At 39.8% G+C, this 14682-nt stretch carries 9 protein-coding genes; 5 read left to right on the top strand and 4 right to left on the bottom strand.

Going from position 1 to position 14682, the window contains the following annotated elements; all coding sequences use genetic code 11:
• Window positions 1-49 precede the first annotated feature (49 nt).
• Window positions 50-1744, bottom strand: coding sequence for a multicopper oxidase family protein (locus tag NLP_RS08675; RefSeq protein WP_234017254.1), 1695 nt, complete (start codon window positions 1742-1744; stop codon window positions 50-52).
• 808 nt (window positions 1745-2552) lie between these two features.
• On the opposite strand from NLP_RS08675, the gene ileS reads away from it, so the two are divergent.
• Window positions 2553-5504, top strand: a complete 2952-nt coding sequence (gene ileS / locus NLP_RS08680; RefSeq protein WP_104909814.1) for an isoleucine--tRNA ligase — start codon at window positions 2553-2555, stop codon at window positions 5502-5504.
• A 755-nt stretch (window positions 5505-6259) separates the two neighbouring features.
• Window positions 6260-7411 (top strand): histidine decarboxylase, encoded by a 1152-nt coding sequence (locus tag NLP_RS08685; RefSeq protein WP_104906047.1) that lies wholly within the window; start codon window positions 6260-6262, stop codon window positions 7409-7411.
• Window positions 7412-7485: 74 nt separating this feature from the next.
• Here the strand turns inward: NLP_RS08685 and NLP_RS08690 are convergent, their stop codons facing one another.
• Both NLP_RS08690 and NLP_RS08695 read right to left on the bottom strand, forming a co-directional pair.
• Complete coding sequence (locus NLP_RS08690) at window positions 7486-10464, bottom strand: EAL domain-containing protein (RefSeq protein WP_104906048.1); 2979 nt, start codon at window positions 10462-10464, stop codon at window positions 7486-7488.
• Window positions 10465-10885: 421 nt separating this feature from the next.
• Window positions 10886-11770, bottom strand: a complete 885-nt coding sequence (locus NLP_RS08695; RefSeq protein ID WP_104906049.1) for a ParA family protein — start codon at window positions 11768-11770, stop codon at window positions 10886-10888.
• A 533-nt stretch (window positions 11771-12303) separates the two neighbouring features.
• Here NLP_RS08695 and NLP_RS08700 point away from each other — a divergent pair.
• The 3 genes from NLP_RS08700 (at window position 12304) to NLP_RS08710 (ending at window position 13965) form a co-directional block, all read left to right on the top strand.
• On the top strand, window positions 12304-12714 hold the full coding sequence (locus NLP_RS08700; RefSeq protein WP_104906050.1) for a 2TM domain-containing protein: 411 nt from the start codon (window positions 12304-12306) through the stop codon (window positions 12712-12714).
• A 327-nt stretch (window positions 12715-13041) separates the two neighbouring features.
• Window positions 13042-13365 (top strand): phasin family protein, encoded by a 324-nt coding sequence (locus NLP_RS08705; RefSeq protein WP_104906051.1) that lies wholly within the window; start codon window positions 13042-13044, stop codon window positions 13363-13365.
• Between the two features lie 78 nt (window positions 13366-13443).
• A complete protein-coding gene (locus tag NLP_RS08710; RefSeq protein ID WP_199784785.1) occupies window positions 13444-13965 on the top strand; it encodes an FKBP-type peptidyl-prolyl cis-trans isomerase in 522 nt (173 codons plus the stop codon).
• A 185-nt stretch (window positions 13966-14150) separates the two neighbouring features.
• Here NLP_RS08710 and NLP_RS08715 read toward each other — a convergent pair whose 3' ends face one another.
• On the bottom strand, window positions 14151-14669 hold the full coding sequence (locus NLP_RS08715; protein WP_104906052.1) for an alpha-ketoglutarate-dependent dioxygenase AlkB: 519 nt from the start codon (window positions 14667-14669) through the stop codon (window positions 14151-14153).
• Between the last annotated feature and the right edge of the window lie 13 nt (window positions 14670-14682).

Consider the following 14682-nt stretch of genomic DNA (forward strand, 5'->3'; position numbering starts at 1 on the left):
AAAAGCTTAATTCACAAACCTTTTGATTTTTGACTTCCGCCTTGCGGTACTAGGGAGTTGCCACAACTTCAAAGCGTCGCATCATATCGAAGTCTTCGTGTTCCAAAATGTGACAGTGCCAGAGATAATACCCTGGTTTGTCGAAAGTGGCAATGATGCGAACAACTTCACCTGGGTAAACAACTACAGTGTCTTTCCAACCTTTCTCATAAAGTGGTGGAGGCTCAGGATTGCCGATTAGCCCAGCGCTTTGTAGAAATAGCTTAGTCTTGCGAGGGTCTTTAATAACTGGGATTGCACTGCCAGCAAAATTCTGTCGATTTAGAATCAGGAAGGAAACCAAGTGCAAGTGAATGGGGTGTGGCTCCTGTGTCGTGTTGTATAATTCCCAAACTTCAGTTGTGCCGAGTTTTGGTTTCTCAGTAATTGGCTCGTCATAGCGCAATGAGCCGTCTGCCAATGTACCTTGCTCTAGGAGCTTGCGACCATATTCATCCGTATTTTCAAAAAGAACCAGTTGCCGAGTTTGTCCGGTTTGAGCAGGAGGTGTAATCTTATTAGGTAGCAACTGTGTTGTCAGTCCATCACTTTCATTAGTATCAACTATCGCATTTGGAACATTTGAAAGGGGTTGCTCGACCGCAATCTTGATTATCTGACCTGTAAGCTCAGAATCAGCTTTATCATCGAAATTTCTGATGATGAACTCTTTTCCCGCATCGCCAGTGAAATCAACAATCACATCAGCGCGTTCACCTGGAGCCAGAACTAAATTGTCAAGTGCGACTGGTTTTTCTAATAAGCCTTGCTCAGTGCCGATTTCGTAAAACTTTTCCTTTGAGTCGTTGAAATTCAGATTGTAAAAGCGCGAATTTGAACCGTTTGCCAAGCGTAAACGGTACTTTCTCGGTTCAACCGCCAGCTTTGGCCATGCCATGCCATTTACTAGGATGAAATTACCGTAGAAATTTGGCACTACACTTGGATATGGAGCATCTGGATAATTTGAACCAGGTGGGTAATAAAGCTGACCCTTGGCAGTGAAATCTCGATCCTGGATGATGAGTTCTTTCTCGTGGTCGCCACTAGGCAAAATGTTGCGATTAATTAAATTAATTTCGTTGTTATCCCTCAGCAAATAGAAGCCTATAAGACCAGCGTATAGACTTAAACGATTGTTACTGAGAATGTGGTCGTGATATAAAAGTGTCGCTGCCCGCCTGTTGTCATTTGCATAACTATAGTTCTTTTTAACCCAACTGGGTCCGGTTTGGGAAAAATCTTGAGTAAACCAAGCTTCGGAATATCCGTCGCTAGTCCACTCAGTATGACCACCATGCAGATGTGTCACTGTAGGTACAAGCCCTTTTTGGAGAGCGTTTTCAACCGATTTTGAAATAATGCTTTTGTCTACTGGAAAAATATGTCCGGTTTTGGGTAGTTTGTTGTCCCACAGCACTTCAATCGGTACGTCTTTTCGTGTCACGAATGTGGAACCTGGGTAAGTAACAGCCTTTTGCCCTCTTAAGCCATACCCCCAAACTGTTGTATTCAAGCGTGCATCATCCTTTGTACCATATATGCCATCTGCACCAGGACTGCTATATAGTCCAAGCCATTGCTTAGTTTCTCCCATCTCTACATCGAAGTGACCACCCTTTGTAGCATCTATTCTCCCTAGAGACGGCAGCGAATTGATGAACTTCGGTTGAGTTCTTGGATCTAGCCGCGAATCAGCAGCCATAGTTAAACTCAATTTGGAAAAGATGATTCCAGCCAGTAGTGTTACAATAAATACAAAGGGGAGATACAGTTTGAAGTTTCGCCTCCACTTACTTAGCAACAACTTGCTAGTCATAATTAATTTACTCCTTCAAAAATTCTTATTGATAGTAAGCTGGTGGAGATCCAATTAAAAAATGTTGTTTATGTCTAGTTTTTTACTAGGAATAATTTTCAGTGTACTTAAATAAAATTCCGTGAATTACACCTAAAACATAAATAACTTATTTAGAACTCAAAAAAAATGATTTATTTTTTGCAATAGTTTAGGACTTACGCACTGTACAAATTAATCATAGTATGTTTCACGAAAATAGGTCGTTTCAGCCTTTATTAATTGTTCTTTGATGATCAGTAAACCCGCGCTGTAGGGGCACAGCATTGCTGTGCCCCTACGACAGATGTGGTTTTTAAAGCCTTACTATGTATTTTGTGTCAATGCGTAAGTCCTATAGTTGACCTTTTCTTAGGGAATGTTCTTCTAATAAAACGAAATCTTTGGATAGGTAATAGGCGAACCCAGAGAAGTATACTACTTTGTGTTGATTAACTCTCAACCTCCGCAAAATTGCTGATTAGTCCCCTAATCGCCTAAAAGCGTTGCAGCTAAATGCAAGGTATGCCGATTTGAAGCGACTGCCCTATCGCCGCCAAATCAATAGATTATGGCAGGAGCTTTCTCTTGGAAAAAGGTAAAGTAGCATATTTTGGTTTTTATGCCATCTTCTATAATTGATAAAACCTGCACACCTAATTTTAGGCATGAGACTGTGACCGAATCAGGAAGTTACAAAGATACTGTAAACCTACCCAAGACTAACTTTGATATGCGGGCAAACGCTATCAAGCGTGAGCCAGAAATCCAAAAATTTTGGGAAGAAAATAAAATTTACGATCGCCTCTTTGAAAATAACCCCGGCGAATTATTTATACTGCACGATGGGCCTCCCTACGCTAATGGCTCACTCCATATCGGTCATGCCTTAAATAAAATTCTCAAAGATATTATTAATCGCTACCAAATGTTACAAGGGCGTAAAGTTCGCTACGTCCCTGGTTGGGATTGTCACGGATTGCCAATTGAGTTGAAAGTTTTGCAGAACATGAAATCAGCAGAACGACAAAATTTAACGTCTTTACAACTGCGACAGAAAGCGAAAGAATTTAGTCTAGCGACGGTAAACGACCAGCGCAACAATTTTAAACGCTACGGTATTTGGGGTGATTGGGATAACCCTTATCTAACTCTGAAGCCGGCTTATGAAGCGGCTCAAATTGGCGTGTTTGGTCAAATGTTCTTAAAAGGCTACATCTATCGCGGTTTGAAGCCGGTTCACTGGAGTCCTAGTTCTCATACCGCTTTAGCTGAAGCTGAGTTGGAATATCCTGAAGGTCATGTTTCCCGTAGTATCTATGCAGCTTTTGCAGTTACAAGTTTGGCGGAAGTTGTAAAACCACTGTTGGCTGAATATCAGTCAGATTTAGGTGTGGCTATCTGGACGACTACACCTTGGACAATTCCGGGGAATTTGGCTGTGGCGGTAAATGCAGATTTAAATTATGCAGTGGTAGAAGTGGAACCTCACCCCCAAACCCCCTCCCCGCAAGCAGGGAGGGGGAGTGAGGAAGTAGCTTCCCCCTCTTTGTTAACGGAGAGGGGGACTGAGGGGGTGAGGTTCCGCTATCTCATTGTTGCTGCTGATTTAGTCGAACGTTTATCTTCAACGTTAGGAGTTGAGTTAACTGTAAAAGCCACGTTCAAAGGGAATGATTTAGAACATACTACTTATCGTCATCCTCTATATGACCGCGAAAGTCCGATTGTTGTCGGCGGTGATTACATCACTACTGAATCGGGTACTGGATTGGTACATACTGCTCCCGGTCATGGTCAAGAAGATTACATTGTTGGTCAGCGCTACGGTTTGCCCATCCTTGCACCAGTGGATGACAATGGCAACTTTACCGAAGAAGCGGGACAATTTGCTGGGTTGAATGTGCTGGGTGATGGGAATCAGGCGGTGATTGATGCCTTAAGTACGGCTGGTTCTTTGTTGAAGGAAGAACCATACCCCCACAAGTACCCTTATGATTGGCGGACGAAGAAGCCGACAATTTTCCGCGCCACGGAACAATGGTTTGCTTCCGTGGAGGGTTTTAGAGAAGAAGCGCTAAAGGCGATCGCAACGGTAAAATGGATTCCAGCCCAAGGTGAAAATCGGATTACGCCAATGGTGGCGGAACGTTCTGATTGGTGTATCTCCCGTCAACGTGCTTGGGGTGTACCGATTCCCGTTTTCTACGACGAAGCCACGGGAGAACCACTGCTGAATGAAGAAATTATCAACCACGTCCAAGGAATCATCGCTGAAATTGGTTCCGATGCTTGGTGGGAATTATCAGTTGAGGAGTTATTACCCGAATCCTATCGTAATAATGGCAAGTCTTACCGCAGGGGTACAGACACAATGGATGTATGGTTTGATTCTGGGTCATCTTGGGCAGCTGTCGTCCAACAGCGTCCAGAATTACGCTACCCTGCTGATATCTATTTGGAAGGTTCTGACCAACATCGCGGTTGGTTTCAATCCAGCTTGCTTACCAGCGTAGCAGTAAATGACATTGCGCCTTACAAAACTGTTTTAACTCACGGCTTCACTTTGGACGAACAAGGCCGAAAGATGAGTAAGTCAGAAGGAAATACGATCGATCCAAATACAATCATTGAAGGCGGAAAAAATCAAAAAGTAGAACCGCCCTACGGTGCAGATGTATTGCGATTGTGGGTATCATCGGTTGACTACTCCGGCGATGTCCGCATTGGCAAAAACATCATTAAGCAAATGAATGATGTTAGAGGGAAAATTCGCAATACGGCGCGGTTTTTGTTGGGTAGCTTGGATGATTTTGACCCGGAAAAAGATGCAGTTCCTTTTGAGGAATTGCCAGAACTTGACCGTTATATGCTGCACCGCATCACCGAAGTATTTGAGGAAGTCACTGAAGCCTTTGAGAATTTCCAATTCTTCCGCTTTTTCCAAACAGTGCAGAATTTCTGCGTGGTGGATTTATCCAACTTTTATTTAGATGTGGCCAAAGATAGGCTTTACATCAGTGCAAAAGATGCCTTCCGGCGTCGCAGTTGTCAAACAGTGCTGAAGATAGTAATAGATAATTTAGCACGAGCGATCGCACCAGTGTTATCTCATACTGCCGAAGATATCTGGCAATATCTCCCTTACAAAACACCTTACAAATCAGTGTTTGAAGCTGGTTGGATACAGGTTGAGGAAAAATGGCGTAATTCAGATTTAGCGGAATTTTGGTCAGCGCTGCGACAACTCCGCACCGATGTTAATAAGGTGTTGGAACAAGCCAGAATCGAAAAACTCATTGGTTCTTCCCTGGAGGCGAAAGCTTTGATTCATATACCTGACAAACAATTAGGTGATGCTATCAAAGCCTTTAACCCTGTTAAGGGTAACGGGATTGACGAACTGCGATATTTATTGCTGACTTCCCAAGTGGAATTATTAGATTCTGCTCAAGGATTGCAAGGATTAGAATATACAGCACAGACAGAAGACTGGGGAATTGGTGTGGTGAAGGCAGATGGGCAAAAATGCGATCGCTGTTGGAACTACTCTATTCATGTGGGAGAATCAGCAGAACATCCCTTAATTTGCGAACGGTGTGTTGCAGCCTTAGCTGGAGAGTTCTAAAAGCAAAAATCTTACGGTGCTAGCAGACTATAAATCACTAACCTACAGAAGGCTAAATGCACTTAGGGACTTCCAACAAATAAGTTACTACTACTTCAAAGGCGGGCAAGATGCCCGCCTTTGGTTATGGGCGGGAGAGACGCCCACCCCACAATAAGTAGTTGAGTATTTTTTTTGGAAGTCCCTAACCCTCTTCCATTACTCTTGGATAAAGCAATCGCTGTAAGGCTTACGAAACTCCACTTTCCAAGTTTTATCTGCATTTTGGAATTTATATTAGAAAATAAAGCCTCAAATCTTGATTTAGTAATAGTTTCAGTTTTCTGCTTCGATTATTATTTTCTGAGAGTGATGAAAGAGCGCTAATACATATTTAATTAATAGAAATACCTTTTTAGCTTGATGAAGTCTGTATAAGCGGACTTCGTTTGGATAGGCGAGTCTGTCCTAGAAATTACGTAAATAGCACAATATTAAATATCTGATTAAATCAGGTTGCAGTCACCGGCTGAAAAATATTTTATGTAATACGCATTATGGTTATTTCATACAGAACAGAAGTTCTAAGTGTAATATACTTTGGCAACAAAAAAATGGGTATTATTACTGAATATTTATCAGTGTTTTCCCTGTATTATCTTCATATTAAAAAGCTGAAGGGAAGATTATTAATAAAAAATGAAGGTATGGATTAATACGTGTGATTTCGTTTAAAACATCCATTAACTCAATCAAAATTTAAGAGATGCAGAGATATGTCAAATAAAATTGTTAATGAATTGGCTGATTTTTTGCTGCAAATAGAACAGCGATCGCAGTTTCATGCAGGATATCCATATAATTTAAGTTGTGATTACAGTGCGATCGCTAAATTTTTCAATTTTCTGTTAAATAATGCTGGAGATCCATATATTGAACCAGATTTTGGTCTCCATTCTCGTAAATTTGAGCAAGAAGTATTATCTTTTTTTGCTCACCTCTATAAAATTCCAGAAAATGAGTTTTGGGGTTATGTTACTGCTGGCGGAACTGAAGGTAATTTATATGGAATATTCTTAGCAAGAGAAATCTACCCTGATGGCATTCTTTACTCATCACAAGACTCTCATTACTCCATACCAAAAGCAGCAAAACTATTCCGCATCCAACATAATATTGTTAACTCACAAATTAATGGAGAGATGAATTATGAACATTTTGAAAAACTCATTAGCGAAAATCGTAATTATCCTGCGATCGTCAATTTAAATATTGGGACTACTGTTAAAGGTGCAATTGATAACTTAGACAAAGTTATCGAAATTTTAGAGCGCAATCAGATTAAAGATTACTACATTCATTGTGATGCTGCCCTTTCAGGATTAATATTACCCTTTCTAGATGGCGCTCCGCAAGTTAACTTTCAAAAACCCATAGATAGTATAGCTATTTCCGCTAAATTCATTGGTTCTCCCTTGCCTTGCGGTGTAGTTTTAACCAAGAAAAAATGGGTAATAAAAGTTGAAACAGCAATTGAATATATTGGTTCATCAGATACAACAATTCTTGGTTCTAGAAACGGTCATACCCCTCTGATTCTCTGGTATGCAATGCAAACAAGAGGTTATGATGGATTAGCGAAAGAAGCAAAGACCTGTATAGATAATGCCCAATATCTTTTCCAACAACTTAAAATCAGAGAATATCCATGTATGCTCAATAAATTTTCCAATACCGTAGTGTTTCAAAAACCTTCTCAAAGATTAATTAAAAAGTGGCAGTTAGCGATTTTTGAAAATTGGGTACACATTATAGTCATGCAAAATATCGATCGGCACAAAATTGATACTTTTGTCAACGAACTTTTGTTAGAAGAAGGGTTGCTTGATAACGTAGATAATTTTCAGCTACACTCAGCACTATACTAAAAATAGATTGTCAAGTGAAATTAATCACCCAGTTTAACAAGGTGTTTCTTTAAACAGAATTTGCTCTCAAGATTTTATCTTTTTAAAAAGTTTTTTCCGCACAAGTTAGCAGCAAGGAGTATTTCTACTTCTGCCCGTTCCATAGGTGGTAAGAAAAAATACCCTTGCCCATAATCACATTCTAAAGCCTTCAATTGTGCTAATTGATCTACAGTTTCTATGCCTTCTGCTGTTACAGACATATTTAAATTATGGCCTAATGTCACAATCGCTTGAATAATTTCTAAATTTTCTTCTCGACTATCTAGACGGGTGACAAAAGAGCGGTCAATCTTAATGGTTTTGATTGGTAGACGATGTAGATAACTCAAGGATGAATAGCCAGTCCCAAAATCATCCATGTGCATCTCGACATTCAGCGCTGTTAACTGAGAAAGCACAGTGGTAGCTAATTCAAAATTATCAATCAATAAGGTTTCAGTTATTTCCAATTTCAAATAGCATGGCTCCAGTTCAGTTTGCTGCAAAATATGTTTAACCTGTTTAAACACATCAGGTTGCGTAATTTGTTTACCAGAAAAATTTACGCTAATTGTTAGATGTTGTGAGCTAGGAAATTGTTTATGCCATTTGTGCATTTGGTAACAGGCTTCATAAAGCACCCATCGCCCGATACTAACAATCATTCCAGTTTCCTCAGCCAGGGGAATAAAATCTTGAGGAGAAATAAGTCCTCGTTCTGGATGATACCAACGTATTAGTGCCTCAAATCCAATAATTTTGCCAGTTGTCAGTGAAACAATTGGCTGGTAATTAAGGCGAAATTCTTCTTGCTTGAGCAGCGCATTTCGCAGAGCAGTTTCTAACTCTAAGAGCAAATCTGCACGCTCGTGCATCTTTGGGTCAAAAACCTCATAACGTCCCTTACCATGTGATTTGGCAGAATACATTGCCACATCGGCATCGCGTAGAATCTGCGCTGCTTGCTCATAATCTGCTCCACTTAAAGCGATACCAATACTAACATTAGTAAACACTCGATGCTCATTTAATTGAAATGGCAAAGCTAGCACCTTTTTAATTCGCTCGGCGACCTGTTTGGCGGTGTTGATATCCTCAATTTCCTGAATTAAGATTGTGAACTCATCTCCGCCAAAACGGGCAACTATGTTTTCGCCTCGCAGAACTGACTTTAGCCGATGAGAAATTGCAATCAAAAGTTGATTTCCTAGTAGATGTCCCAGGCTGTCATTAACAACTTTAAAGCGGTCTAGGTCTAAGAAAAGTACGGCAAATAAATAATTATTTTGCTGTTTAGCCTGTTCTATTGCCTGCTGCACCCGCTCCAGAAATAATCGTTGATTAGGTAATCCAGTTAGTCCATCGTGAAGACTGTTGTGCAGTAATTGTTCTTGTGCTTCTTGACGTTTAACAAATAGGTTTTTTGCTTGTTTGCGTGCTTCATCAATAGCAATAATTTGTGGTAAGGTTGTCCAGCAAGCGATCGCAACCCCTGTAAAAGAAAGCGTCACTAATAAAATTGCTAGGAAAGAATTTTGAGGATTATTAGAATGTCTATCTAAAAAATCGCGAAGAACCCAACTGATTGTGGCAGTAATACAAATTAATGATACTAAAACAATCACTTGTAATACTACAAAATCTGGATTATTTCTACTAGACTTAGTATCGTAACGCTGTGTCCACCAATTTGGGTATAATGGCGCAAATCTTAACCGACGTAGCACTAAATCTCCAATCGTCAAAATAATGGGTAATAATAATCCCACTAAGAAATATCTCCAATTGCAAGCTAAACCTCCCACTATTAGAACTACTGCTTCTAACAAGAAAAAACCAAGTGACCACCAAGGCCATAACACGTATGGTTTGCCCCGACACACCCATAATCCCAGATGTATCCCCATAATGGACATGAGATAACAGGTGCCTGCTACTGTGACAAGTTGAGATACATTTCCCAAATTGAGACAAAGTAAACTCAGTAGAAAGGTAACTAAAATAGCAGGGCCAAGGACACCTTGACGGGAAAATAATGCAAATATAGGAGAAAGCTGTCTGTCTAAGGCAAGCTGGTATAATATCCGAGGAGAGTTAGAAACTGCTGTAGCAGAACTTAGAAGGCAAGATATAGTAATCAGAAGTGTTACTAGAAAAGAGGCAGATTCACCCCAAAAAGGCTTAGAAGCCGCTAGTAGATTTAAGAAAACATTATCACGTGTTGTAGGATTTTGAGTAGAACACATTAATACCCAAGAACCACCTAGAAACACCGGAGGAATTAACCAAGCAGCTACGGTTAAAAACTTTAAAGTTTTATCTGGGTGGCGACTATCAGCAACAAAAGAAGAAGTGGTTTCACAAGCATAAATTGAATAACTAGCTAGAAAAAAGCACCTTGCCCATTCTTGGAAGCTCACGCTATGTGTACTAGTTAGGAGAAAATTAAAATTAGCAGATGAGAAGGCTAACCATAATACGCCTTGAATACAAAACAATAACAGTAAGAAAATCGCTGGGAATACAAAAAATAAATGCAGGAGTGCCAAAGCACGGGTGCCACTGAACGCTAAAATAAATGGAATCGCTGTAAATAAGACTTTTAAGAAAGTTTCTGGACAAGAAATACCTAATGTTTGAAAATTGGCTTTAATTAAGTCAGTGAGAATAATCGCATACAGTGCTGGTGCTGCTGCCCAGCTAAAAAAGTATCCTAATGCTAGGTAACGGCCTAAGCCAGGAAAGTTCTTTAATAGCCTTGTGGTATAGTTTGGTGTTCCTCCAGCGACATCTGACCAATGCCTACCTAGACTTTGTACCTGCAAGTTAAGCAAAAAGGAAATAATCGTGCCAAAAAACCAAACTAAGATAGCTTTCGGCCCTAACGCTGCATGAATGATAGGGGCAGTACCAATCCATCCAACATGACCAGTTAACCCGAAGCCCCAAGTTTCAAGATAACTCAGAGTCCGTGGTAGGCGCATTAGCAAGTGCTGATTGTTCTGTGCCCGCGCAGAATCGTTACTAACCATTGTTTCTTAGTGAGATTTACTGACCTTTTCACTCAATAGCTGAATCTCACCAATTATAGCTTCCGTATAACTGCTGAACTTTAAGAAAAGATGACTTATTTGTTACTAAATTGTGGATTTCGGATTTTAGATTGACCTCATGCCTAAAGAGTTTTCTTGAATAGAGAATTTTAATTGGGGATTTGAGATTTATTCCATGTAGCTTGTTTCTCGCCGAGTAAGTATAAATTCTCTTTCTTCAGACCTTTGTAAAAATTGAAAGGTTCAGATTTGCGACCTATTTAATAGACATAGAAATTTCCATAAATAAATTATTCATTGCTTGAAACCCTTGTAAAGACGTAGGAATACTACGTCTTTACGTTCATATCTCTAATTTAATAAATCAGAAATCATGTTGTTCATCAATGATTAACTAGAGCTATAGCTTTTGCAACAACTCCTGAGTTAATTGCAAGAAAGCCTTTGAACCTGCTGATTGGGAAGCAATTAAAACAGCTGGCACAAAACTATCAACAGCCTTAGCAACGTTGACATCAACTGGTATTTGTACCTTACAAATTTTTTCGACACCAAAATCTTCTACAACGCGGTGCATTACTTGTTTATAATATCTGCCAGTGAGCAGGTTAGCGCTGGACATACTAAATACAATTCCTAGCATTTTTATATCTATCTTGGTTTCATGTCCGTGACTATCTTTTAATTGGGCAATCCGCCTTTCTAGGAGTTGAATACCCACTACAGATAAAGGTTCTGGTTTCGCAGGAAGTATGTAGAAATCACTGGCAGCTAAAGCGCTACGAGTTAATAGATTATAGCCAGGGGCGCAATCGAGAAGGATAAAATCATATTCTTGACGTACTGGCTTTAAGATGTTATTAATTAAGACCCTTTCAAAGCGATTCCAAATCGTTTCAAAGTCCTGTTCGCCCAAAGCAGTTGCTTGCTGATGCAGCATTTCTGAAACAACAAATTCATCATATAAATCAATATCTCCTGGTAATAAATCTAGTCCGGGAAGATTACAAACCTGGGATTGAATGATATCCTGAATTGTAAGTTTTGCTTGTGGGTTTGGATTGATAACTTCGTCTATCAGATACCTAAATGTCTTACTTTGTTTACGAAGTTTGGCAAAATCTAAAGGCGACATCAAACTGAGTGTGGCGCTAATTTGGCTATCTAAATCAAGGACAAGCACCCGCTTGCCATGATTTTTAGCTAAACAAGTAGCTAAGTTGACGGTGAGGGTGGTTTTACCAACACCACCTTTCATATTGGCAGTAGCAATTACATATCCCATTGATTGAGTCCTCTATTGACGCATTCCCATGTACTGGTCTGTCAAGAAATAATTGAGGGGTGCAGATTGTTTGTAGTTAGCGTTAAAGCACAAACTACGAACCGATCAAATCAAACTTGACAGACTACTAGGTAGCGTACACTTCTGCTGATATTTTAAATCTTCCATTAAATTTAATATTTTCGGACATTCAAAAGAGTGATTTCAGCGATGTTTACTCGATTGAGGCAGCAAAATGTAGTTGGGTGTTTACCTGGAATAGGTCTACCAGCCTCCTATACCGCATAATGCATCTTTTTGCTAATAATCTTTGGCTTAATGCCGTAACAGCGATCGCTCTTATCAAAGCAATTATAGAGGTATTGACAAATACAGTAGCCCTAAATCAATTGTGAGAAAATAATACTGTTGTGAATATCACTAAGTATTGGGCGCAAAATGTGGATGCATTTGCTAATTGAATTGAACGAAGCCAATCGATAATTTCGTGAAATCAAAGGCGCATTTACACACAAACTTATAAGGTAATTAAAATGACTTACAATTCAGAAGATGTCCAACAAATCTTGCAAAAAGCACTCACTCGCAAACAGGAAGGTGAATTTTCACGAGAACAGCTTTTAGAAATGGCATCTGAGTTAAGTATTTCTTCTAATATTTTGGAAACAACTGAACAAAAGTGGTTGGCTCAACAAGAAGAGGAACGTTTACAACACACATTTAATACTTTCCGACGCAGAGCCTTCTGGACACACTTTGTTTCTTTCTTAGCGGTGAATTTATTCCTCATTCTCTTAAATTTAATCACTAGTCCTAATTATTTTTGGGCTATTTTCCCAATATTAGGATGGGGATTAGGACTATTTTTTCATTGGTGGAGTGTTTATCAGAGTAAATCAGAGGATTACGAGATCGCTTTTCAGAAATGGCGCACACAAATTTAACTATAAATTCTGGATATTCAGCGATCGCTGTTATCTTAATTTGTGCCTCCTTCTAGATAAAATCTTCCCATGAACTGCTCACATTCACCGCAAGGGGTGAGTGTGAGCTTTGCAATTTATAGGGAATTGCCTGTGACATCGCAAAATAGATAAATTTGGGCAACCTTAAACTTGAGGAGTTGTATAATCACGCCCTTTGATCCTTATCCTTGTGCTTGCGAATTTGCCAAAATAGAGCTGTAGGCTAGAATAACTACGCTTTAAGAAGCTTGATTGCCTAAACTCAGGAGCAAGGGTCGGCTGGTTAATAAGTAAGAGGAAGGGAGTATGGACAACAACAACTGGTTGCAACAGCTAATGATGGTGGGTCTTGGCACAACGTCTATAGTCGCAGAAAAACTGCGGCAAGTCAGCGATGATTTAGTTAAAGACGGTAAGCTCAATCCTGAGCAAGCCAAGGCAGTAATAGATGATATTGCCCAGCAGTTAAAGTCGGAACAGGGAAACTTGGATGTCCAAATGCAACGGCAAATGCGAAATATGATGCAGGATTTGGGGGTGGCTCGCCAGTCGGAAGTGGACGAATTAAGGGGTAGAATTGACCGTTTAGAGCGTCAATTACGCGATTTAGAAAATAAGCTTTGGCGTTAAAATGCCCTTTCTGATTTAAACTAAATGTGTCCTGTTGGTAATCTTTTTGCCAGGATACTTAAGTAAGGAGAACTGATTTTGAAACCAATTTTCCTCAGCGTGGCTTTCATGCTGGTGTGTATTGTGCTTTTGGTTGTAGGGCAAGTAAGCAGTAAACAGAATACTGCTATTGCTGCCGAGTTAACCCAAACGCCGCCAGCGTCCACAACTGTAACTGAAAACAATATCTTAATTGCGAGTAATACTATGTCTGATGCTAATGCCGTAACCACTCCCTCTGGATTAAAGTATGTGGAGTTAAAAGAGGGGACTGGAGCGACTCCCAAACCTGGACAAACGGTTGAAGTTCACTATGTGGGCACTCTAGAAGATGGTACTAAGTTTGATAGTTCACGCGATCGCGGCCAACCCTTTAGCTTTAAAATCGGTGCTGGACAGGTAATCAAAGGTTGGGATGAAGGACTTAGCACTATGAAAGTAGGCGGTCTTCGTAAGTTAATCATCCCATCTGAATTGGGTTATGGCGCTCGTGGTGCTGGTGGCGTGATTCCACCCAATGCAACTCTAATTTTTGAAGTGGAATTGCTGGGAGTTAAGTAAAAACCAGGGACTAGGGATTGGGTACTGGGAACAAGAAGGAACTATTAAAATAAGTTTCTATTCTCTCTGTTCTGAATGCCCAATGCCCTATCAGATAAATTAGGTATTTCACAGTACAGATGGGACAGAAGTATAGCTAGAAAATATGAGAAAAAGTATCTGTAACTTTGATCGGACTGCCGCGACTAAACCAACAACCTAAACGTCAAACTGATACGCCCGAATGTTTCTGGTTGCTTGAGAATTCCATGCTTCCAGTATTGCTGTGTCTTCTGAGGCATAAAAAGTAGAGAACCACTTTTGAGTAAGTAACTATGTTCAATAGTTTTGTCTTGTTTATTCTGAAATGTAATTATTCTTTCAGCCCCTAACGAAATAATAGAGATACCAGTATCGCCCATGAGTTCATCAATTGAATCGGAGTGAAATCCCATTGTTGAGTTACCATTTGTGTAATAATTGACTAAACAATTGTTTGGTCGAAACCCAAAGTGCTTTTCAAGCCTATCAATAATAGGAAGTAACTCATTCAGCATTGGAGATGAATCGTAAGAAATATTTGAGTAGTTATATGGTGAACCAAAACTAGCTGTTTTTCGTGCCCGTATACGCTCATCCCAGTTAATTATGGATACAAGACTATTAAATAGAGAATGACTATTCGGCAAAAATACATCATTAATGAGTAAATCAAGCTCATTCATTGCTCAAATAATT

Origin of the sequence: Nostoc sp. 'Lobaria pulmonaria (5183) cyanobiont', from assembly GCF_002949795.1 — a bacterium.
In the GTDB taxonomy this organism is placed as follows: Bacteria; Cyanobacteriota; Cyanobacteriia; order Cyanobacteriales; family Nostocaceae; genus Nostoc.

Bases quoted from the DNA above. Each gene is read 5' to 3' on its own strand.
- NLP_RS08695 (WP_104906049.1), bottom strand. From the start codon at position 11,770: ATGGGATATGTAATTGCTACTGCCAATATGAAAGGTGGTGTTGGTAAA.
- NLP_RS08700 (WP_104906050.1), top strand. From the start codon at position 12,304: ATGACTTACAATTCAGAAGATGTCCAACAAATCTTGCAAAAAGCACTC.
- NLP_RS08685 (WP_104906047.1), top strand. From the start codon at position 6,260: ATGTCAAATAAAATTGTTAATGAATTGGCTGATTTTTTGCTGCAAATA.
- NLP_RS08675 (WP_234017254.1), bottom strand. From the start codon at position 1,744: ATGGCTGCTGATTCGCGGCTAGATCCAAGAACTCAACCGAAGTTCATC.
- NLP_RS08715 (WP_104906052.1), bottom strand. From the start codon at position 14,669: ATGAATGAGCTTGATTTACTCATTAATGATGTATTTTTGCCGAATAGT.
- NLP_RS08705 (WP_104906051.1), top strand. From the start codon at position 13,042: ATGGACAACAACAACTGGTTGCAACAGCTAATGATGGTGGGTCTTGGC.
- NLP_RS08690 (WP_104906048.1), bottom strand. From the start codon at position 10,464: ATGGTTAGTAACGATTCTGCGCGGGCACAGAACAATCAGCACTTGCTA.